Annotated in this window: 16 protein-coding genes; 9 read left to right on the top strand and 7 right to left on the bottom strand. The window is 42.9% G+C overall.

Features of this window, described 5'->3' with window-relative positions; genetic code table 11:
* A complete protein-coding gene (locus ACO1B7_RS04700) occupies positions 1 to 1,836 on the top strand; it encodes a tetratricopeptide repeat protein (RefSeq protein ID WP_004647443.1) in 1,836 nt (611 codons plus the stop codon).
* A gap of 67 nt (positions 1,837 to 1,903) precedes the next feature.
* Here ACO1B7_RS04700 and ACO1B7_RS04695 read toward each other — a convergent pair whose 3' ends face one another.
* The 7 genes from ACO1B7_RS04695 to ACO1B7_RS04665 form a co-directional block, all read right to left on the bottom strand.
* Positions 1,904 to 3,328: an efflux transporter outer membrane subunit gene (locus ACO1B7_RS04695; RefSeq protein ID WP_004647444.1), complete on the bottom strand. Its 1,425-nt coding sequence runs from the start codon at positions 3,326 to 3,328 to the stop codon at positions 1,904 to 1,906.
* A 10-nt stretch (positions 3,329 to 3,338) separates the two neighbouring features.
* Entirely contained in the window at positions 3,339 to 5,315 is a 1,977-nt protein-coding gene (locus ACO1B7_RS04690; RefSeq protein WP_004647445.1) for a MacB family efflux pump subunit, read from the bottom strand.
* A 2-nt stretch (positions 5,316 to 5,317) separates the two neighbouring features.
* On the bottom strand, positions 5,318 to 6,679 hold the full coding sequence (locus ACO1B7_RS04685; RefSeq protein ID WP_004647446.1) for a MacA family efflux pump subunit: 1,362 nt from the start codon (positions 6,677 to 6,679) through the stop codon (positions 5,318 to 5,320).
* Positions 6,680 to 6,803: 124 nt separating this feature from the next.
* Positions 6,804 to 7,790, bottom strand: a complete 987-nt coding sequence (gene holA / locus ACO1B7_RS04680; protein WP_004278374.1) for a DNA polymerase III subunit delta — start codon at positions 7,788 to 7,790, stop codon at positions 6,804 to 6,806.
* A 9-nt stretch (positions 7,791 to 7,799) separates the two neighbouring features.
* On the bottom strand, positions 7,800 to 8,333 hold the full coding sequence (locus ACO1B7_RS04675) for an LPS-assembly lipoprotein LptE (protein ID WP_423089858.1): 534 nt from the start codon (positions 8,331 to 8,333) through the stop codon (positions 7,800 to 7,802).
* A gap of 207 nt (positions 8,334 to 8,540) precedes the next feature.
* On the bottom strand, positions 8,541 to 11,162 hold the full coding sequence (leuS, locus tag ACO1B7_RS04670) for a leucine--tRNA ligase (protein WP_423089857.1): 2,622 nt from the start codon (positions 11,160 to 11,162) through the stop codon (positions 8,541 to 8,543).
* A gap of 123 nt (positions 11,163 to 11,285) precedes the next feature.
* The gene (locus ACO1B7_RS04665) at positions 11,286 to 11,639 is read right to left on the bottom strand and encodes a DUF4124 domain-containing protein (RefSeq protein ID WP_005103228.1); all 354 of its coding nucleotides are present in this window, start codon (positions 11,637 to 11,639) and stop codon (positions 11,286 to 11,288) included.
* Positions 11,640 to 12,326: 687 nt separating this feature from the next.
* On the opposite strand from ACO1B7_RS04665, the gene ACO1B7_RS04660 reads away from it, so the two are divergent.
* From ACO1B7_RS04660 to ACO1B7_RS04625, 8 genes are all read left to right on the top strand, one after another.
* Entirely contained in the window at positions 12,327 to 14,054 is a 1,728-nt protein-coding gene (locus tag ACO1B7_RS04660) for an acetolactate synthase 3 large subunit (RefSeq protein ID WP_004278370.1), read from the top strand.
* Positions 14,051 to 14,542 (top strand): acetolactate synthase small subunit, encoded by a 492-nt coding sequence (ilvN, locus tag ACO1B7_RS04655; protein ID WP_004278369.1) that lies wholly within the window; start codon positions 14,051 to 14,053, stop codon positions 14,540 to 14,542. Before ACO1B7_RS04660 ends, ilvN begins: the two co-directional genes overlap by 4 nt.
* 106 nt (positions 14,543 to 14,648) lie before the next feature.
* Entirely contained in the window at positions 14,649 to 15,665 is a 1,017-nt protein-coding gene (gene ilvC / locus ACO1B7_RS04650; RefSeq protein WP_004278368.1) for a ketol-acid reductoisomerase, read from the top strand.
* Positions 15,666 to 16,172: 507 nt separating this feature from the next.
* Positions 16,173 to 16,997, top strand: coding sequence for an XAC2610-related protein (locus ACO1B7_RS04645; RefSeq protein WP_155115782.1), 825 nt, complete (start codon positions 16,173 to 16,175; stop codon positions 16,995 to 16,997).
* An 841-nt stretch (positions 16,998 to 17,838) separates the two neighbouring features.
* Positions 17,839 to 18,378: a hypothetical protein gene (locus ACO1B7_RS04640; protein ID WP_004278366.1), complete on the top strand. Its 540-nt coding sequence runs from the start codon at positions 17,839 to 17,841 to the stop codon at positions 18,376 to 18,378.
* Between the two features lie 85 nt (positions 18,379 to 18,463).
* On the top strand, positions 18,464 to 19,162 hold the full coding sequence (locus ACO1B7_RS04635; protein ID WP_004278365.1) for a fimbrial biogenesis chaperone: 699 nt from the start codon (positions 18,464 to 18,466) through the stop codon (positions 19,160 to 19,162).
* Positions 19,163 to 19,166: 4 nt separating this feature from the next.
* On the top strand, positions 19,167 to 21,488 hold the full coding sequence (locus ACO1B7_RS04630; protein ID WP_004278364.1) for a fimbria/pilus outer membrane usher protein: 2,322 nt from the start codon (positions 19,167 to 19,169) through the stop codon (positions 21,486 to 21,488).
* A gap of 7 nt (positions 21,489 to 21,495) precedes the next feature.
* Positions 21,496 to 21,909: a hypothetical protein gene (locus ACO1B7_RS04625; protein ID WP_004278363.1), complete on the top strand. Its 414-nt coding sequence runs from the start codon at positions 21,496 to 21,498 to the stop codon at positions 21,907 to 21,909.
* The last annotated feature ends 132 nt before the right edge of the window (positions 21,910 to 22,041 follow it).

Here is a 22,041-nt window from a genome sequence, read left to right as displayed (position 1 = left end):
ATGTGGTTCTTGCTGGTACTGATTTTGGGGATAGGGGCGTTGGCGATCTGGATGTGGAAACGTCCGGATCCGGTGAAACGTGATCAGGCGAAGGCTGTACAACATGATTTATGGATTGAGCAGATTGATGCTCAACTGAAACATGCAGCACGTTTGAGTTCAGATCCTGAACATCCGAATTATGCACGCGCCTATCAGATTTACCAGAATCTTGCCCAGCAACAGGAAATTCCACAGGCTTATGTCGGCATGGGGCTGATGCATTTGCAGGGTCTGGGACATGCGCAAAATACGGAAACAGCCATCAGTTATCTCGATAAAGCCTTTCATCTGGGCAGTGATGACGCAGCTTATCATCTAGGGCAGATTCATGAGGAGCAACGCTATCAAATGGCTGACCCGGAAAAAGCGCTGTACTGGTACCGACATGCGGTAGCACGTGGCAATCTGGATGCCCAATATCGTATTACTGAACTTTCTTCTACCGAAGGCCAGCCTCAAAACGAGATGACTGCAGAAAAACAGCGTCTGGCATTATTAATTCAAAATGCCGGGCAGGGTCATGCCAATTCGCAGTATCAGTTGGCCCAGTATTATCTGGCAGATTCAACAACCCAAGATTTAGTGCAAGGAATTCATTATCTGTTTCTGGCGGCACAACAAGATCATTTGGCCGCTAATCAGCAGATCGCCGATGATTATGGGCATGGACAGATTCTCCCCCAAGACCTGATGCAATCGCTGCAATTTATTAAACGCTGTATCAGTCTCGGTGACCAGAAAGGTCTCTATGATTATTATGCCGGTGTGTTACAAGGCCGTATCGATACCGACCAGCGTCAACGCGTGTTCCAGCATTTATTGCAGCAGTCCAAAGAACACGCCGATGCACACGCCAAGACCTTAATCGGACTGGCTTATTTTCATGGCTGGTATGTTGATAAAAATGAAACCATGGCATTTCGTTACTGGTCGGAAGCGGCCAACAGTCAGCATGCGCCTGCATTATGCATGATTGCTGCGCTGTATTTTGAGCAGCACCTGGTGGCCAACGAACCGCAAAAAGCATTTGAGTTATATCAGGCTGCCTATCAGCTTAGTCCTGATGATGTGTCTGCAGGGATGGGGCTGGCGCTGTGTTATTTAAACGGTGTAGGCACAGTTAAAGATACGGGCAAAGCCACACAAATGATTCAGAGCGCGGCACAGCAGTATTGGCTGATTGAAGCTCAATCTGAAGCGGATTTAATTTATAGCGTCGGCCGATTTTATAGTCTGGCTGAATATCCATTGCCGACACGTAATAAAGCTGTCCAGTACCTGAATCAGGCGGTTGCGAAAGGTTCGAAAGAGGCGGCATGGTTCCTGTACCAAGCTCTGTCAGGCATTTATCCTGTCTTTGTGAACAATTTAGAGCTAGCAAATCGTTATCTGCATCAGGCTGCGCAATTGGGTCATGCCCAAGCACAGGCAGAATTGGGCTTGAAATATCTTAAAGGCCAACAGATTGCGCAGGATATTGCCTTAGGCTTGAGCTATCTGCAAAAAGCAGCCGCTCAGCAGAATGGTGTAGCACTGAATGCTCTGGGTGAAGCATATGAACAGGGTCAAGGTGTTGAGAGCAATATTGAGCAAGCCGTACAGTATTATCAGCAGGCGGCAGCGCAGGTAAATGCGGATGCTTATAGCCATCTTGGACGTTTATATACCAAGGGAATTGGCGTGGAGCGTGATATCAGAATCGCACGGGACTGGCTGGAAAAAGGCAGTTTACTCGGACATGAGCGATCCACTGAATTATTGAAAAATGTGAATGCGTATTTGCAAATGAAATAAACTGACTCAAATCATATGAGCTAAAAAACCGCTGTCTGACAGCGGTTTTTTTATGGATCAAGCTTTGTTAAGGTAATTGTTTAATCGGGCTACCACCCAATGCCTGCATCAAGGTGACATAAGCATTGTACTGGTTCTGTCTGGTTTGCACCAAAGACAGCCGCGCATTGCGCGTAGTTTCCTGTGCATCCAGCAGGTTTTTCAACGCCACCGCACCATTACGATAACGCACTTCAGTCAAGCGTTCAGTTCTTTCTGTCAGCTCAACATTGCGTTGCTGTAATGCAACCTGCTTAGTGAGCTCAGTACGATTCGACAAGGCATTTTCCACATCGGCAAAGGCTTCGTACATGGTCTGGCGATACTGGATAATGGCTTTTTCATATTCCAGCTCATTGACTTGCAGATCACGTTTCATGTCATTCCATTGCAGGAAAGGCAAGGTCAGACCTGCACCTAAAGTTGCAACCGGATTTTTCAGTGCATTCGAGAGGGACGTACTGCTGCCAATACCGGTGGTCAGATTGCCGGTCAAACTAATGGATGGATAGTAGCTGGCTTTGTTGGCATCTTTATTGGCCAGTGCCTTACGCAAGCGCAGTTCAGTCGCTCGAAGGTCAGGACGACGTGACAATAAACTCGCCGGTAAGTCAGCCTGAATACTCGGCAATTGAATATTCGGTAAACGGCTTGGCTCTTGAATCGCGAGCTGTTGAACCGGCATGTGCAGCAATACCGCGAGTCCGGTACGTGTTTCCACACGTTGTTGTTCAATCTGGCTTAAGGTTGCCTGTTGGCTTTGAATCGCCTGTTCCGCCTGGGTTAAATCCAGACCGGATACTGCGCCGGCACGATATTGCACTCGCACCAGATCATAGGTTTTTTGCGCGGTCGCCAGATTTTGCTGTACCACGCTATAACGTTCATTCAGATAAGCCAGTTGCCAATAGAGTTGCGCTGTGGTGCCGATCAGGCTCTGAGCAGTTGCCTGCAAGTCTTCTTCAGAGGCTAAGGCCTCCCAGCGCGCCGCTTCAGTCTGATTGGCCAGTTTGCCAAACAGATCCAGTTCATAGCTTAAGCCCGGATAGCCCAGTGAAAGACCCGTCGAAGCATTGCTGCCACCCTCCAGATCAAAACGCTGGCCCGTTGAAATTCGTGCATCACCGACACGGACACGGACGCCTTGCTGGCTTTGTGCCTGTCTGGCCTGAATGCGCGCCTGCTGTAAACTGATGCCAGCCACCGCCAGATCTGTATTCTGCGCCAGCACTTGATCGACCAAACTGTTCAATTGCGGATCTTTAAATAAGGTCCACCATTGATCTGCCAGAATGTCGGCATGGATCTGCTGACTTAAAACCTTATTATTTTGAAAGTTGCCCGGCATATTGATCGCAGGCTGCTCATAAGGTGTTTTTACCACTGCCGCACAACCGGTCAGCGAGCTTCCCAGCAACAGGGCACTGGCAAGCTTGGTTAAATTCATTTGCATATCAGGTTCCTTATTCGCGAGAAAGCGCATCGACTGGATTCAGACGAGCGGCATTACGTGCCGGGATAAAGCCAAACACAATCCCGATCAGGCTTGAGCAGACAAAGGCAGCCACAATCGAAGTGGTTGAATAGGCCATCTGGAAAGTACCGCCGGCAAAGTGGGTAATTAGCTGGCCAATCCCGAGCGAGAGCAGCACCCCCAAAATACCGCCTAAAATACACACCAGCACTGCTTCAATCAGGAACTGCTGCAAAATATCACTTTGACGTGCACCCACTGCCATCCGCACCCCAATTTCCTGAGTACGTTCAGTCACGGACACCAGCATGATATTCATCACCCCGATCCCGCCGACCACCAGTGAAATCACAGCAATCGCCGAAATTAAAAGCGTCATAGTCGCTGTGGTCTGCTGAATGGTTTCACGAATACTGTCGGCATTCTGGGTAAACACATCCTGCGCGCCATGGCGCTGTACCAACAGGTTTAAAATTGCATTTTCAGCCGCCGCACTTGGATATTCATCCTTAATCCGCACAATGATGCTGCGAACGTTAGATTGCCCCAGCATACGACTCATCACGGTAGAATACGGCAGGTAGACATTCAGGCTGTCATTATTGCCCATCATGCCTTTTTGTGCATCAATCACCCCGATAATCCGGCTCGGGACGCTACCGAGTAAAATCACCTGTCCCACCGGATTAGTACCATCTTTAAAGAAGGTATTTTTGGTATTGGTGTCAATGACAACATCTTGTGCCTGTTGCATGACGCTACTGCGGTCAAAGGGCTGACCGGACTGGAAAGTCATGCCACGCACATAAAAGAAATCTTCACTGACGCCGTTGACCGTGGTTGAAGCTTCGATTTCTTTATAACGGCCGGTGACACTGCTATTCACCGATGGGCTGACGCCATCGACATACGGTTGTTCAGCCAGCGCATCGGCATCGGCCGGAATCAGGGTTTTGGACTGTGAAGATCTGGAATTGTCCCCAAAGCCTCGACCCTGAAATACAGTAATGGTATTGGTCCCCAGACTACTGATATTTTCCAGAATCTGTTTTTGTGAGCCATTGCCCAGCGCGACCACCGAGACCACCGAAGCGATACCGATAATGATTCCGAGCATGGTCAGGAAAGTCCGCATGCGATGTGCATTCATGGCCAGCAAGGCCATACGAAAGGCTTCACCTAGACGGTCAACTGCAGAACGCCATGAAGAAATCTTCTTTTGTTCACTGCGGATTAGCGGCTGTTTTTCCAGATGCTCTTCGACTTCAGGAACATTGGGTTGGTCGGAAATGATATTGCCGTCCGAGATCTCGATAATACGCGTCGCATTTTTCGCTACATTATGATCATGCGTGACCAGAATGATGGTATGACCTTTGGCATTCAGTTCACGCAAAATACGCATCACTTCAATACCGCTGTTCTTATCCAATGCACCTGTCGGTTCATCGGCCAAAATCACGTCACCGCCATTCATCAGCGCACGGGCAATCGAAACCCGTTGCTGCTGACCACCAGAGAGCTGACTCGGACGGTTCAGGGTTTTTTCACCCAGCCCCAGATCGGTCAGAATCTTGACGGCTCGTGCATGCCGTTCAGATGAATCTGCACCAGCATAAATCGCAGGAACTTCGACATTGCCTGCTGCGTTTAAATCGCCCAGCAGATGATAACGCTGGAAAATAAAGCCGAAATATTCACGGCGTAATTGCGCGAGTTCATCCGCTTCCAGTTCGCGGGTTTCACGGCCTTTGACCTTGTAGCTACCGGTAGTTGGTTTGTCCAGACAACCCAGAATGTTCATCAGGGTTGATTTACCGGAACCGGACTGGCCGACAATCGCCACCAGTTCACCTGGATAAATCTCCAGATTCACCCCTTTTAAAATCTGGACCGTGCTTTCACCCGCAGGGAATTCACGAACCAGATTTTTCACCTCGAGGAGAGGCTGTTGTTGTGAATTCATGCTTACATTCTCATTGGGCCACGGCTATTGCCACCGCGTTTTGCTGCATCATTGGAGGTATCAGAACCATCGGCAATCACCACCTGATCACCACGTTTTAAACCTTTCAGCACTTGCGCAGTCGCGCGGTTATTCAAACCGATTAATACAGGGGTTGGTTTTGCAGTACCATCGGCTTGCAAGACACGAACCATGCCACGCTGTGCTTTACCTTGCTCAATCAGCGCAAGTTCTGCTTCAGACAGGTTTAGACGCGCTGGACGTTCAGCGGCAGGGCGGTTGCCTTGAGCCGATTCAGCTTCAGAACGTGATGCCGGGCCGCCTTCACCGCGAGAACCCTCACCACGAGCTTCACCACGATTGGCACGTGGCGGACGGTTTGAACCTTGAATGGCTGCAGCAGGAATGGTCAGTACATTTTTGGCTTCATCCAGCACGATATAAACTTGCGCCGTCATATCAATACGCAATTTGCCATCTTCATTCGGGACATCGAACAATGCGTTGTAATACACCGCAGAACTTGAAGATGAGCTTGATGTATTGCTATCGGTATTAATTGAATTTGGCGCAGGCTCAACCTGACGCAGTTTAGCGTAAATCTTTTTCTCGTTATTACCTAAGGTGGTGAAATAAACCGTCTGACCTTCTTCAACTTTCATGACATCTGCTTCAGAAATTTCAGCTTTAATGGTCATGGTGTCGAGTTTGGCCAGTTTGACAATGGTCGGCGCACTTTGATTAGCGTTTACAGTCTGACCTTCTTCGGTCACAATTGCCACAATTGTGCCATCCATCGGGGCCACAATCTGGGTATAGCCAAGATCTTCTTTGGCAGTCGCCAGCGTCAAACGTGACTGTTCAATCTGTGCATTGATGGCAGTAATATCCGCTTGTGCTGTTTTATAGTTCGCAAATGCAGATTCTAGCTCTGAGCGAGAAGTGGCATCCTGTGCATACATGGCTTTTTGACGGTTGTATTCAGCTTCAACTTTGGCCAAATTCGCCTGTCTTACTGCAAGTTGTGCCATCTGATTTTTAATGCTGGCTTCAGCGGTTTTTAAATCATTTTCCTGACGAACGGAGTCAATCCGCGCAATCAGCTGACCTTGCTTGACCTGATCGCCCAGTTCTACATACATTTTTCTGACCTGACCCGAAACCTGCGCCCCCACGCTGACCATCTTGGTCGCTTCCAGAATACCAGTCGCCAGTACAGAGCTTTCGATATCGCCCTGGGTGACTTCAGCCGTAATATATTGCGGAGGCTGTTCTTTGGGTTTGAGGAAGTACCACCCCGCAGCGATGAGCGCAATGGCAATCACGGCGGCCATAATCAATTTCGTCGGTTTTATTTTTGGCATGATCAATATCGGTTCAAAATCAGAGAATTGTGAACGATTATAAAAGCGAAATTAGGATAAATCGTGTATTTTTTTAAACTAATAGGAATGATTATTATTTTATTTTTCGAATTTTGACAAAGACTTAGTGAAATAGGGGCTTGTCACAGATACTGGAAATCGCCTGTAGTACCAGATGCTCAGGATTCTCATGTCCAAGTCCTTTAATTGAGGCATCAATTCTTAATAATAACCCCGGCCAGGCCAGAAAAGTCTGCGGACTGAGACGGCGCAAAGCCTGTTGATATAACCCGACTTTGGTTTTCCAGATCCCGATTTGCAAGGCATTTTGTGGTTGTTCAAACAGCTGCATCAACAGACGCATTTCCTTGCTGAGACTCCATAAAATCAGGCTCATCGGTTCACCTGAAACGACTAGATACTGAAAAATTTTGATCGACTGGGAAAGATTACCTTGTAGCAGGGCATCGCTCAAATCATAGGTGCTATAACGTGACTGATCTTGTAAACATGCATATAAATGATCAACCTGAATGATATCGACTTCAGCAAAGGTATCGCTAACCCGCATCAGGCTGTTCTTTGCTGCAAGCAGGTTGTGCTCATGATGTTGTTCCAGCCATTGCCAGGCATCATTGGCTAAACGAATGCCGAGTTTTTCAGCTTCAATACCCAGAATCTGCTGCCGGTCTTTTGGATAATTGGCCACCAGCGAAACATTCACACCATTGGCATCAATCAGCTGAAAGAAACTGGATTTCAGGCTATTACTATCCTGTTTGGGCATCACCACCAACAGCAGGTTTTGTTCATTATGCTGCAAATAGTTTTTCAGTAACTTGATTGCGCTGGCATCCGGTTTGATATTGCCATGTACTTCAATCGCCAACTGGGTTGAAAACAGCGACAAGCTGTTCAAGGCATTAAAGACGGTTTTCCAGTCGGCGACCGAACTAATGTCATAGCGTTGACGTTCAATGTCCTGCTTTTGCCAGCTGGCCCGAAAGGCATCAATTAAATTCTGTTCCAGCAAAGGCTCTTGACCATGCAAGACCCAAGCACCGCGAGCTTCATCGACACGTTTCAGGGCTTGCAGATAATCAAGTTTCATAAAGAGGTCTTATTGAGCAGGTTGCGCTGAGGTATTTTGTTTGGCTAAGGGTAGGCGGTTCGATGAAATCTGACGTGCAATCTGCTGCGCCACATCATCAATAATGACCTGATTCAGATATTTTTGTTCCTGATCATCGGTGTTAACCGTTTCAATATTATATTGATACGTACGTGTTGCCACGACAGTGCGTGGTTCAGTGATCGGATTGCCTTGTGCATCTTCAATCCGGAAAGTCACGTTTAAACGTAATAAGGTTTCAACCAGTTTACCGTTCAGTTCCAGACGGCGAGGAGTGTAATCCAGGACACGTAACACATAAGCTTTAGGTGCATTACTTAGCTGTACGCCTGCAGCAGCGAGGTAAACTGCCATTTTCTCTTGCAGTTCTTCAGTGTTGGGCGGTAAAGACAGGCTCATGACAGAGTAAGCAACAGGTGCGGAGCTCGGATTGGTTCCTTTCAGGTGAAAACCACAGCCGACTAAGCCTGCACTCAGACCACAAGTTAAAACAATTGCTGCTAAACGTTTGCCCAAATGCATGTGTTGCCCTCTATGCTTCCCGAAGGGGAATATTTGAAATCCTGAACTGGATTGTAAAGTCAAAGCCCGTTGGCTGGCAACGGGCTTTGTTTGGGAATTGTGAAATCCTTCATAAAGTTCCTTCTCCCTTTGGGAGAAGGTTAGGATGAGGGTTTATATATTTACCTCTCCCTAACCCTCTCCTGAAAGGAGAGGTAATGTAAGGACTTAAACCACCAAATTCACTAATTTATTCGGTACTACAATTTCTTTCTTGGTTGGACCGGTCAAGAATTGTTGGACTTCAGGCAATGCTTTGGCTTGAGCCAAGATGTCATCTTTAGAGGCATCTACAGATACTTCTAACTTACCACGGAGTTTACCGTTGACTTGAACCACAATCGTTTGTGTATTACGTGTCAGCGCAGATTCATCTACCGCAGGGAATAAAGTTGAATTCAATTCAATCCCAAATTCAGCCAATAAAGTCTGGCTTAAATGCGGTGCAAATGGTGCAAGTAAAGTTAACAGCGTGGTAATCGATTCACGTGCAACCGCCACGTCATTGTCATCTTGGGCTTCAAATTTGTTGTTCGCGTTTAGAAGTTCCATCAATGCAGCAATGGCAGTGTTAAATGCATGACGACGTTCGATGTCATCACCGACTTTCTGGATGGTTTCGTGAGTTTTACGACGTAGGTCTTGCGCGGCCGTTGAAAGAGCAGTTTTGTCGATGCTGGCAGCAGTATTCGCTTTTTCAAGGAAACCTGTTGCTAAACGCCATACACGTTTCAGGAAGCGGTTTGCACCCTCAACACCGGCATCAGACCATTCCAGTGATTGATCTGGTGGTGCTGCGAACATCATGAACACGCGTGCCGTATCTGCGCCGTACTGGTCAATAATCGATTGCGGGTCGATACCGTTATTTTTCGATTTCGACATTTTTTCCTGACCGCCAACCACAACTTCTTGGCCATCTTCTTTATATTTGGCAGAAAGCACACGGCCTTTTTCGTCTTTTTCAAGTTCGATATCCGCAGGGTTAAACCAGGTTTTCTTGCCAGATTCAGCTTCACGATAGAAGGTATCTGCTAGCACCATACCTTGCGTTAACAAGTTAGTGAATGGTTCATTGCCTTGTACTACGCCTTCATCGCGCATCAATTTGTGGAAGAAACGCGCATATAACAAATGCAGAATCGCGTGTTCAACACCACCGATGTACTGGTTTACAGGCAACCAAGTTTGGCCAGCTTCTGGTTTTACCATGCCACCCGTAAAGTCGGGAGATGCATAACGGGCATAGTACCAAGATGATTCTACGAAGGTATCCAGCGTATCTGTTTCACGACGAGCATCGCCACCACAGCTTGGGCATGACGTTTCGTAGAATTCAGGCATTTTGTTCAACGGGTTACCTGAACCATCTGGAACCACATCCGTTGGTAATACAACAGGAAGTTGATCTTCTGGCACTGGCACTTGACCACATGATGGACAGTTAATCATTGGAATTGGACAACCCCAATAACGCTGACGGGAAACCCCCCAGTCACGTAGACGGAATTGAACTTTAGAACTTGCTAGGCCTGTTGGTTCTAATTTAGCAAGGAATGCATCGTATGCACCTTGGAAATCTAGACCGTCAAATTCGGCTGAATTGACCAGTTTACCTTCTTTCGAGCCATACCATTCTTGCCATTGAGTCGCATCAAAGTCAGCATCATCTGCGCCTTTAGCATCAATCACTTGCTTGATGGTCAAGCCATATTTATTGGCAAATTCGAAGTCACGTTCATCGTGTGATGGAACTGCCATCACTGCACCTGAACCATAAGACATCAATACATAGTTGGCGATCCAAACCGGAACTTCTTCGCCAGTCACAGGATGCTTCACAGAAAGACCGGTTGCCATGCCTTTCTTCTCGGCAGTCGCAAGATCCGCTTCTGCCACAGAACCCATACGGCATTCTTCAATGAATGCAGCCAATTCTGGGTTTGTTTCAGCCGCTTTCAGCGCCATCGGGTGTTCTGCTGCAACTGCAACATAGGTCACGCCCATCAAGGTATCGGCACGGGTAGTAAATACCGTTAAACCATCTGCATACACGTCAGGATTTGCTGAAGGGAAAGTGATGTCCATCCCTTGTGAGCGGCCAATCCAGTTACGCTGCATGGTCAACACTTGTTGTGGCCAGCCATCTTTAAGCGTGTCTAAATCGTCAAGTAACTCTTGCGCATAATCAGTGATGCGGAAGTAGTACATTGGAATATCACGCTTTTCTACCAATGCACCTGAACGCCAGCCACGACCATTTTCAACCTGTTCGTTGGCAAGAACAGTCTGATCGACCGGATCCCAATTCACGGTTGAAAGCTTACGGTAGATCAAGCCTTTTTTATAAAGCTGAACAAATAGCCATTGTTCCCAACGATAGTATTCAGGGGTACAGGTCGCAAATTCACGATCCCAATCTACGGCTAGACCGAGTTTTTTCAACTGGTCACGCATGTAAGCAATATTTTCAAATGTCCATTTTGCCGGTGCAACCTGGTGTGCAATCGCTGCGTTTTCAGCAGGCAGACCGAAAGCATCCCAACCCATCGGTTGCAGGACAGTTTCACCTTTTAAGCGATGGAAACGGCTGATCACGTCACCAATCGTATAGTTACGCACATGACCCATATGTAGCTTGCCACTTGGGTAAGGGAACATCGAGAGAATATAACGACGTGGACCTTCTACTTTGTCGGCAACTTTAAAGGCTTTGCGATATTCCCAATCCTGTTGGACTTGAGGCTCAATCGCACTGGCTTGATATTCGGAATCAATGTGAGTAGTCATAAACGTATCAGTGAATTACGGTGAAAAAAGTCTGTTGCACAGCATAGCGCAAAATGCACCTAAAAGTGAATTTTGCGCCGGCATTTCCCGAAGAAAAAACACGCTGTTCTATATAGAGGTGTCTTATAAAGCAACTGCACGATTTTTAGATTGCTGCAAGGCTTCGTTGGCTTCACGTTGTTGCTGGTCCTGATTCGCAGGAACTTGAGGGGCTTGTTGCTGTTGTTCTTGAGGTGTGTTCTCGGTTTGAACTTCAGTTTCAGCTGTTCTTGGAGATGCCGGGGCTGAATTTTTCCAGCCATAAGTATCCACTGTGGTGGCTTTTTTCGCAGATTTTGGTGGTGGCGTCTTGGTATAATGCGTGACACCTTTCGCATCGACCCATTTATGATACTGGATCGCGGAAGCGCTGGTGCTACAGATGCTCAAAACAACTGCGCAACTCAAACTGAAGGCGGTTAAAAAAGATATTTTCATTGTTCTTGGGCCTCGGCTTGCTAGGCATGGAATACTGCAATTATTGTAGTGATATTTTCAGTAAAAATGATGGATTTTTATCTGCTTTATTCAAAGCTAACTGCTTAAATAAGCTCAATCTAGCGTATAAGAAATCAGAGACAAATCTTCGTATACAAAATTTATTGATAAACAATTTCCTTTCATTTAATAAAAATTCATTCATTTTTTTTATATAAGACATATTAAAAATTTATAAAATTAAACCATTAACTCTATGAATTTTATTGGATTAGATGAATAGACAAGACAGTCAATGCATGGCTATGAGCTGATATTGCTGTTAAAAACAGCAGATCTAGGCACTAGTAAGTATGGATTGTCTGTTTTTTAAACTTGACTTTAAAGCCTGAAAACACAAGAATGCTGCAATAGTTTTATATGCCTTAGACCGATCACCCTTCGACTAAGTGTCATTTCATGCAGTGGGCGATTTTTCTAGCCGAGAAATTGAACAAAGCTAAGCAAAATATGTTTATCCCAACATGTTTTAGATCCCGTATTGCTCGAACAGCGAAGAGATCAGATTTTTTTCCTATTGCTTTGAAAACTATGAAATTTGTGTGCTATAACAGTGCAGACAGTTAACAAACGAAACACTGCAAATGCCTCCCATTTGTGCAGTGAATAATATTAGGGTGAATCACGTTGGAACTTCTATCTGGTGGTGAAATGCTTGTTCGCGCATTAGCGGACGAAGGCGTTGAACATGTTTTTGGATACCCAGGCGGCGCAGTTCTTCATATTTATGATGCGCTATTTCAACAAGACAGAATCAATCATTATCTCGTACGTCACGAACAGGCTGCTGGTCACATGGCCGATGCTTACTCACGCGTGACAGGCAAGACCGGTGTTGTGCTGGTGACTTCAGGTCCGGGCGCAACCAACACGGTAACGCCAATTGCAACGGCCTATATGGACTCAATCCCGATGGTGATTTTGTCAGGTCAGGTTGCGAGTCATCTGATTGGTGAAGATGCATTTCAGGAAACCGATATGGTCGGTATTTCACGTCCTATCGTGAAACATAGCTTCCAGGTGCGTCATGCCAGCGAAATTCCTGCGATTATCAAGAAAGCCTTCTATATCGCGTCTTCAGGTCGTCCAGGTCCTGTAGTGATCGATATTCCAAAAGATGCGACCAATCCTGCAGAGAAATTTGCTTACGAATACCCAGAAAAAGTGAAGATGCGTTCGTATCAGCCACCGTTCCGTGGTCACTCAGGTCAAATTCGTAAAGCGATTGAAGAACTGATCCATGCTAAACGTCCTGTGATTTACTCAGGCGGTGGTGTGGTTCAAGGCAATGCTTCAGCACAATTAACAGAATTGGCGCATCTATTGGGTTATCCAGTGACCAATACCTTGATGGGTCTTGGCGCATTCCCGGGTGATGATGAACAGTTCATCGGTATGTTGGGTATGCACGGTACTTATGAAGCTAACATGACCATGCACAATGCAGATGTAATTCTGTGTGTGGGTGCGCGTTTCGATGACCGTGTGACCAACAATCCTGCAAAATTCTGTCCAAATGCTAAAGTCATTCATATAGATATCGACCCAGCGACAATCTCAAAAACCATTATGGCGCACATTCCAATTGTCGGTGCTGTAGAGCCTGTATTGAATGAGATGCTGAACCAGTTGAAACAGCTTAATGTTTCTAAGCCAAATCCTGAAGCGATTGCGGCATGGTGGAAACAGATCAATGAATGGCGCAAGGTTCATGGCGGTCGTTTTGAAGCAGGTGTTGATGGTGTAATGAAGCCACAACAAGTGGTTCAGGCATTGGACAAAGTGACCAATGGCGAAGCGATCATTACTTCTGACGTCGGTCAGCATCAAATGTTTGGTGCGATGTATTACAAATACAAACGTCCACGTCAATGGATCAACTCAGGTGGTCTAGGCACCATGGGTGTAGGCTTGCCGTATGCAATGGCTGCGAAGCTTGCATACCCAGAACAGCAAGTAGTGTGTATCACTGGTGAAGCATCGATTCAGATGTGTATCCAGGAACTGTCGACCTGTAAGCAATATGGCCTGAACGTCAAAATCCTGTGCCTGAATAACCAGTCTTTAGGGATGGTGAAGCAGTGGCAAGATATGAACTATGAAGGACGTCATTCAAGTTCTTATGTAGATTCATTGCCTGATTTTGCCAAACTGATGGAAGCCTATGGTCATGTCGGTATTCAGATTAATCATGCCGATGAACTAGAGTCTAAGCTTGCAGAAGCAATGGCGATTAACGACAAGTGTGTATTTATTAACGTGATGGTAGATCGTACCGAGCACGTTTATCCGATGTTGATTGCGGGTCAGTCGATGCAGGATATGTGGTTGGCTAAAGGGGAGCGCACGAAATGAGACATATTATCTCTGTACTCGTAGAAAATGAATCAGGCGCGCTTTCCCGTTTAGTGGGTTTGTTCTCACAGCGTGGCTACAACATCGAAACATTGAATGTTGCCCCGACTGAAGATCCAACGCTTTCACGTTTGACATTGACCACTTATGGCGATGATCACAAGATTGAGCAAATTACTAAACAGCTTAACAAGCTGGTTGAAGTGGTGAAAGTGGTTGACCTGTCTGAAGGTGCGCATATTGAGCGTGAATTGATGCTGATCAAAGTCAAAGCATTGGGTTCATCGCGTGACGAAATCAAACGTACTGCGGATATTTTCCGTGGTCAGATTGTCGATGTAACACCAACGACCTATACCATTCAAATCGCGGGTACAACTGAAAAAGTGGATGCGTTTATTGATGCACTTGCAGAACACACGATTTTAGAAGTGGTACGTTCAGGTGTATCCGGTATCGCACGCGGCGAAAAAGTACTCACCATCTAAATTTTAAGTATTTCCTCCTCTAAATAAGAAGAGGGTATCAGGCAATGTAAATTTAAGGATCATTGCCTGATTTAACGGACAAACAAGCATTTAAGCGGAGACAGCAATGCAAATTTTTTACGATAAAGACTGTGACTTATCTATCATCCAATCTAAGAAAGTAGCGATCATTGGTTACGGTTCACAAGGCCACGCGCATGCGCTTAACCTAAAAGATTCTGGCGTTGATGTCACTGTAGGTTTACGTGCGAACTCTGCTTCTTGGAAGAAAGCTGAAAATTCAGGTCTTAAAGTTGCTGAAGTTCCTGCTGCTGTAGCACAAGCTGACGTAGTGATGATCTTGACTCCAGATGAGTTCCAATCTCAACTTTACCGTGACGTAATTGAGCCAAACATCAAGCAAGGCGCTACTTTAGCATTTGCTCATGGTTTCTCGATTCTTTATAACCAAGTTGTTCCACGTGCTGACTTAGACGTAATCATGGTTGCGCCTAAAGCTCCTGGTCACACAGTACGTTCTGAATACCAACGTGGTTCAGGTGTTCCTGACCTTATCGCGATTCACCAAGATGCTTCTGGTAATGCGCGTAACGTTGCTCTTTCTTACGCTTCAGGCGTAGGTGGCGGCCGTACAGGTATCATCGAAACTTCATTCCGTGAAGAAACTGAAACTGATCTTTTCGGTGAGCAAGCAGTTCTTTGTGGTGGTGCTGTTGAATTGGTTAAAATGGGCTTCGAAACTCTGGTTGAAGCGGGCTATGCTCCTGAAATGGCGTACTTCGAATGTCTACACGAACTTAAATTGATCGTTGACTTGATGTTCGAAGGCGGTATCGCGGACATGAACTACTCAGTGTCAAACAACGCTGAATACGGCGAATATGTAACGGGTACTGAAGTAATTAACGAACAGTCTCGTGAAGCAATGCGTAATGCACTTAAACGTATTCAATCTGGTGAATACGCGAAGATGTTCATTCAAGAAGGTGCGTTGAACTATCCATCTATGACTGCTCGTCGTCGTCAAAACGCGGCTCACGGTATCGAAGTTACTGGTAACAAGTTACGTGCGATGATGCCTTGGATCCAAGCGAACAAAATCGTAGACAAAGAAAAGAACTAAGTTCTGATATCTAAGTCAAAAAGCCCTTGTTTTTAACAGGGGCTTTTTTATGCCTTACTGAAATCAGCATAAAGGCAAGTAAAACCGTTGATAAAGAGAAAAACTAATTTCTCCAATCAATTGATTTGAATGTGAAAGCCCACTCATTTGAGTGGTATTTAAATTTGCTAAGTACCTAGAAAGGATAAAAGGCAGTACGTGACCTCTTTGCGTCCACAACAGTGATTTGCTTTTTGGGCTTCATTCAAAGCAGTACTTTTTCTTCCTTGTATTCAAGTAAAAAAAGTTGTAGAGCAATAAAAGAACAAAATTTTATTTCTCAGTCAAAAAAGATGTTTTTAATGGGGATGCCAAAGATTGGAAACATGGGCTTTAAAAGCGGCACCAATTTAATCTAATGGTTTGAGTCATAGATAGTTTCAAAACTCCTATATTTGTGTCATCTGTGTTGAATTTAGGTTGTGATAGAGTAGGCATTATTCATGCTGTATGGAGTGTGTAATTGCAATGAAAATATCAAAACTCTCTCTTTTACTCGCTCTTTGTCTGCCTGTGGTGGGTTTTGCACAAGATGCAGATATAGCACAGCCTGAGTTAAAGCCTTTACCTGATGTTCGCATATCCATGCAGCGGATGCTTCGTTCGACTGAAGGGCGCTATTTCTTAGACTTGTATGCTGGAATATGGAATCCGCACGGGACTTTGACTGATCTGCAAGAGCCCAAACAAATTAACTTTAAAGGGACTCAAAAAGCAGATTTTATAGATCTGAATTCAGTCAATGTTGGGACTGAACAAAGTGCTGCAACAGCTTATCGATTGGCAGGTACATTGAATGCAAATACAGGCTCGTTTAAAGCTGAACTGACGGAACAAACGGCACCACCATCTACAAGTTATCTACAGTTTGAACCTGCGTTTAAAGCTGCAGATAAACCTATCCTGCTGTTTAAGTTTTATGGGGTGCAATCCGCAGACCAACCTTATGGGAAGTCTCTAAAACGCGTAGATGTGATTAATAAATCAAATGGCAAAGTACTACAGTCATTACAAGGCTTTAATGCTTTTGGGAATAGTATGGGATTCTTAGATGTAAACTTTGATGGATACTATGATGTTGTACTTTCAGATACCTCTGATGGTCGAAAAATAGAAGATAAGCGATTTATTTATTGGATGTACAATCCTAAAACGAAGAATTTTCAACGCTCACCACAATTGGAAAAAATTGCTGGCTTCCCAAAATTAAAAGGAGAGTTGCAGCAGATTGACTTTGGATCAGGTCAAATCTTTCGAGTCGATCAAGGATTGCTTTATCCAGTCAGTGAGTAAGTTAAATTTTTTAAAAAGCCCCATAACTTGGGGCTTTTTTTTATTTATAGAATTTTCTAAAGAAGTATGTAGGCAGTTTTAAAAGAGGTAGTCAGTATTTTGAATAAAAAATCAAAGTAAAAAGTGCGTTGAAAGAGAGGGGCTGAATTTCAATATGCGTGATAATTCATGTAATAAATGAGATTCTAAAAATTTGAAAAACAAAAATCTGAAATTTAAAGAAAGAAAATATGATTTACAAAAGCTTAACATTGGAAACTAAGCCGTGTTTCAAAACCTGTAATTTAATACAAAGGCTCAGTATTTGGTGACGTAATTCTTGTATTGCGTTTCAAAAGACATACCTGAAAGTGGTGATTATACATTTGAGATTCTATTTAAAATTTAAATTTAATCGGTCTTTACTATTAATATAGTTGAATATTCACGTAATATTGTTTTGTTTGAAAATTATTTTGAACTATTTCACAAATATTTGGTGAAATATGTAACAGTCTATATTATTTTTAATATGGTTAAGGTTAATAAAAACAATTAGATATGTTATGCCTGAAAATAGGGATATGAAAAAAATCCCCAAAATTTGGGATAAACAGGAAAAGTAAATAAAAATAAATAAATAAATTAAAAATATTTAATAAATTACAATTACATAATTTTAATTTTTACAAAAAATAATATTGCATGATGAGTCATGTGAATATGGGATCTTAGGTTCTTTTTTTCTCAACTTGAATAAGAATGAGTCAGCACCTAGGGGAAGTGAAATTAATTGGATTTTATTAATAAATACCTTGGATGCGCATACTAATAAATCTCTAAAGAGAATGGAGTAATTGCTATGAATAAATTAATCAAAGTAACGATGTCAGCATTAGTTTTAAGTTTAGGGACAGCAGCATATGCTGGTGGTAAACCAGGCGGTGGGCACCCAGGCGGTGGTGGGCACCCAGGCGGTGGTGGGCACCCAGGCGGTGGGCACCATTCTGGAAATCATGGTTGTGGTTCTTCAGGTGATTGTAAGGGTAAGATTGATATTGATTTGGTAGTAGAAAAACACTGCGATCTTGATATTGATGAATCACTACTAACTTTGGATAAAACCAACAGTTATACAGACTCAACAAAGTTCCAAGTTCGCACCAATGCAAATTATTTCTTGGCAATTACAGCGCCAACGACTTTAGCTAATGGAAGTCGCACTGTTCCTGTAGCTGTAACGACAACCGGTGCTGGTGGTCCTTATAGCAGTCCTACAGTAATTAATTGGGATGGTACAGAGCATGAATATACTGTTCAGGCTTCATCAGCAGGTTTAGATGCAATGTCGACTTATGCTGGTACCTACAAAGGTACATATAAGGTCGAAGTCAAATTCTAACACCTAGATAACTTCATACTCATAGTTGGAGGTGTTTTAACACATCTCCAACTTCTTTCTTCATAAAAGAATAAGAGGTGGATATATGTTTCGATCATTGATTTTTATTCTTTTGGGGGTAGTTTGGACGTTGACTGCACATGCTGGAATTCAATTTAGTCCCATTCAAATGTATCTTAAAGACCCTACAAGACAAAAAAGTACAACTGTAGTTGTGGAAAGCACGGGTTTATCGACATCAAAACTTTTTGAGGTTTTAGCTTTTAAGTGGTCTCAAGATAATAAAGGTGAAGATATATTGATCGAAGATGAATCGATCTTATTTAACCCTAAAATTTTTGAACTTAAGCCTGAGTCAAAGCAGTTGGTGCGTGTTGGATTTACTCAGCCACCAGTATTGGCAACTGAAGGTACGTGGCGAGTCATCTTTAAAGAAGTAACGCCAGTTGCTGAAAACACAGCGATTAACTTTTTATTTAACTTTTCATTGCCTTTATTTGTGGGACCTCAAGCAGACCCTAAACTTTCAGTTAATTTGAAAAAGGCAGATGTATCACAAATAATCTATGTTGAAAATAAGGGGAGCTCTCATGTTAAGTTGACTGAGTTACAGGTTATAGATGCTAAAGGTATAACGATGACCAAAATGGCACTAAGCCAATATGTGCTTGGTGGTAATACTATTGAAATACCATTAGAAGGTTTTAAAACTAATGGTGAAATTAAAATTAAAATTAAAACAGAAGATGATGAGAAATACTTAGAATTTATGATCAAAGGGTGATGCTATGATAAAAAGAAATTTTTTTTTATTTATGGTTGTTACTGTAAGCCAAGTGAGCTTAAGTGCTGAAGTGCTTACACCAACGTCAGACCAGCAGCTCAACACAGCCATTGTCAATATTTGGGTCAATGGTGTGGACTATGGAGTGGAAAGTGTTGCTTTTGATCGTTTAGGAAAAAAATTTATTGAATGTACAGCATTATCAAATATTGGAATTGTGGTTGAAAAGTTAGAGAAGGACAGTGTTAAAAAAGATTTTTGTAGTTTGGCAAGCCCTTCCATTACCTTCACTGAAGATCCATCACTCCAGAGCTTAAATATTACCATTCCCGCTGAGTACTTCGCCAATTCGAGCAATAATTTTGTGTACAACACGCCGAGTAAAGCAAGCTTTGGTGGATTTTTAAATTATAGCTTGTTGTACTCACGTGATGAGGTTGAAGAAGAGTTTAATACCTTAGCAGAGCTTGGTATTTTTAAAGATTATTGGTTATTTAAAAATTCATTTATTTATAGAAATAATCCTCTTGATACTGAGAGTAAATTTCTCAGGGTTGAAAGTGTATTTGAATTAGAATTCCCTGATAAATTTTGGCGTTTGACATTAGGAGATAACACGACATCTTTAAACAGTTTAAATAATTCATTTCGCTTTGGTGGGCTTAGTTTTGGAACCAATTATATCGCACGCCCAGACTTTGTGTACTGGAATAGCCCAACATTACAGGGGAGTGCTGCAGTACCTTCAACGGTTGATTTATATTTGAATGGAGTCAATCTGTATCGAGAAAATGTTGGACCTGGAAATTATTCACTACCAACCAGTGGTTTATTAAATAAATCAGGAAATGCACAAATTGTTGTAGAAGATATTCTGGGTAATCGGACTGTTCGAAATTTTCCTATATATATTAATAACCGTTTGTTAAAGCCAAAGTTGGATGAATTTAATATTTCTATAGGTAAACTTCGGTACGGATATGATGAAGTGGAAAGTGATTATCGAGATTTTTTTACTAAGCTTTTATATCGTAGCGGAATTAATAATTACTCGACGCTTGGTACGGATATGCTATATAGCGATAAAGTCCAAAATGTGAGTTTATTGTGGACTCAAGCCATTAAGAATTATGTTTTATTAGATACGATATTATCAGGAAGTAACGCAGATGATAATAATGGTTATGCAGCTTCTTTAGGAATAAGTCGTGACTTTGCTTGGTGGTCTGTGGGTATGCAAAGTCAAATATATTCAAAAGAATATAGGTATTTAGATCTTGAGGATACTCTAACGTATAAAAAAATGACCAATCTATTTTATTTGACTCTTACAAATCTTAATTATTTGGATAGTGTAGGATTAAATTATATTGATCAGACTTATTATAACAATGATGAAGTGAGTCTTGATGATCGTAAAGTGCTTAATCTGAGTTTAGGTAAGAGATTGACACCGAAGTTAGATGTCGCTTTTGGATATTTTAAAGATTTTGGTGGGGATAGCGATTCAGGATTTAATATTGTCTTTAACTATGATTGGGGTGATCGACGTCGGCTAACTTTGGATCATTATACACAAAATGAAAGTACCCGTTTGAACTATTCTCGAACGACAATTGGTCAAGAAGGGTTTGATTATACCGTGGGTGTTAACCATATGGATAATGAGGTTAATTTAAATGGATACGGACTGTGGAAAACAAATGTTGGTGATTTGAGGCTCTCGCATGATGAATATAGTGATGGACGATTAAGTCAAGTGAATTTTAATGGCGCATTGGTTTGGTTGGGTAATCAGGTTGCTTTAACTAAATATGTTAATAATTCATTTGCTTTGTTAAATGTAAGTGATCATGCAGATTTAGATATTTACCGTTCTTCATCTTTGATTGGGAAGACCAATCAGAAAGGATATATGTTTGTACATAATATTATTCCATATATTCAATATGACTTATCTTTTGATCAGAACCAATTAAATATGGATGAAACTTTTGATTATGCTTCGAAGAAAATAGTTGGTTTAGATCAGCGGGGCTATAAAGTTAATTTCCCAATTTATCAAACTAAGCGAATAGCAGTTCGTTTAATTGATGCGCAAAGGCAACCTTTGATTCGTGGTGCTCAAGTTGTCGTTAACGATAAAACTGAAGAACCATATTTTGTAGACAGTAAAGGAGTGGTTTATGTCTATGCAACCCAAGCAGCAGCATATAAATTTTTCGTAAATTTACAAGGAGGTCAAACTTGCCAAGCAGATGTTGTGGTTTCGCAAAATCAATTCCAAGATCCGGAACACGAGATTTTGGATGTTTTATGTAAATAGGTGAATTATGAAAAAATATATAATATTGGTGTTGAGTGCGTGGATGGCAACATCAGCACAAGCAACACAACAATGTGCAATTGATGGTTTTTCAAACTCAAATATGCGATTAAGTAGTTATAGGCATAGTCAAGCTGCAACTTCATTTAATGTGCGTTGTGATCAAGGTTATTCGATTGTTTTTAACAGCGAAAACCTTACCAATGCAAGTGGAACAAGCTATGTTTCCAATGGGCCTTATAAGTTGCGGACCCAATTAAATTTGCAAGGTGCTGGGCAAAATTTATGGGGGGTTCAATTAAGACAAGCACCATCTGAAAGACAGAAATATGTAATTGCCGTTCAACTGCAAGATAATCCCTATAATGGTGTGCCTGCAGGTGTGTATAAAGATAGGGTTTCTGTTGATATAATTTTTTAAAGAGAATGGATATGCAGTATTCATTATTTTAGTCCAAGATTTCATATGTGACTCTTGGACTTTTTATTTATAAGTATGTTAATAAGCGGGTTTTCATTAATTTATTGTGGTCATAAAATATTCACATGTGTG

It is taken from the genome of Acinetobacter lwoffii, assembly GCF_049367455.1.
In the GTDB taxonomy this organism is placed as follows: Bacteria; Pseudomonadota; Gammaproteobacteria; order Pseudomonadales; family Moraxellaceae; genus Acinetobacter; species Acinetobacter lwoffii_W.
This window is presented reverse-complemented; position numbering and strand designations above follow the sequence as displayed.

What these genes read in the sequence shown, in the direction of transcription:
- ACO1B7_RS04700 (WP_004647443.1), top strand. Translation starts at nt 1, where the DNA reads ATGTGGTTCTTGCTGGTACTGATTTTGGGGATAGGGGCGTTGGCGATC.
- ACO1B7_RS04695 (WP_004647444.1), bottom strand. Translation starts at nt 3,328, where the DNA reads ATGCAAATGAATTTAACCAAGCTTGCCAGTGCCCTGTTGCTGGGAAGC.
- ACO1B7_RS04690 (WP_004647445.1), bottom strand. Translation starts at nt 5,315, where the DNA reads ATGAATTCACAACAACAGCCTCTCCTCGAGGTGAAAAATCTGGTTCGT.
- ACO1B7_RS04685 (WP_004647446.1), bottom strand. Translation starts at nt 6,679, where the DNA reads ATGCCAAAAATAAAACCGACGAAATTGATTATGGCCGCCGTGATTGCC.
- holA (WP_004278374.1), bottom strand. Translation starts at nt 7,790, where the DNA reads ATGAAACTTGATTATCTGCAAGCCCTGAAACGTGTCGATGAAGCTCGC.
- ACO1B7_RS04675 (WP_423089858.1), bottom strand. Translation starts at nt 8,333, where the DNA reads ATGCATTTGGGCAAACGTTTAGCAGCAATTGTTTTAACTTGTGGTCTG.
- leuS (WP_423089857.1), bottom strand. Translation starts at nt 11,162, where the DNA reads ATGACTACTCACATTGATTCCGAATATCAAGCCAGTGCGATTGAGCCT.
- ACO1B7_RS04665 (WP_005103228.1), bottom strand. Translation starts at nt 11,639, where the DNA reads ATGAAAATATCTTTTTTAACCGCCTTCAGTTTGAGTTGCGCAGTTGTT.
- ilvN (WP_004278369.1), top strand. Translation starts at nt 14,051, where the DNA reads ATGAGACATATTATCTCTGTACTCGTAGAAAATGAATCAGGCGCGCTT.
- ilvC (WP_004278368.1), top strand. Translation starts at nt 14,649, where the DNA reads ATGCAAATTTTTTACGATAAAGACTGTGACTTATCTATCATCCAATCT.
- ACO1B7_RS04645 (WP_155115782.1), top strand. Translation starts at nt 16,173, where the DNA reads ATGAAAATATCAAAACTCTCTCTTTTACTCGCTCTTTGTCTGCCTGTG.
- ACO1B7_RS04640 (WP_004278366.1), top strand. Translation starts at nt 17,839, where the DNA reads ATGAATAAATTAATCAAAGTAACGATGTCAGCATTAGTTTTAAGTTTA.
- ACO1B7_RS04635 (WP_004278365.1), top strand. Translation starts at nt 18,464, where the DNA reads ATGTTTCGATCATTGATTTTTATTCTTTTGGGGGTAGTTTGGACGTTG.
- ACO1B7_RS04630 (WP_004278364.1), top strand. Translation starts at nt 19,167, where the DNA reads ATGATAAAAAGAAATTTTTTTTTATTTATGGTTGTTACTGTAAGCCAA.
- ACO1B7_RS04625 (WP_004278363.1), top strand. Translation starts at nt 21,496, where the DNA reads ATGAAAAAATATATAATATTGGTGTTGAGTGCGTGGATGGCAACATCA.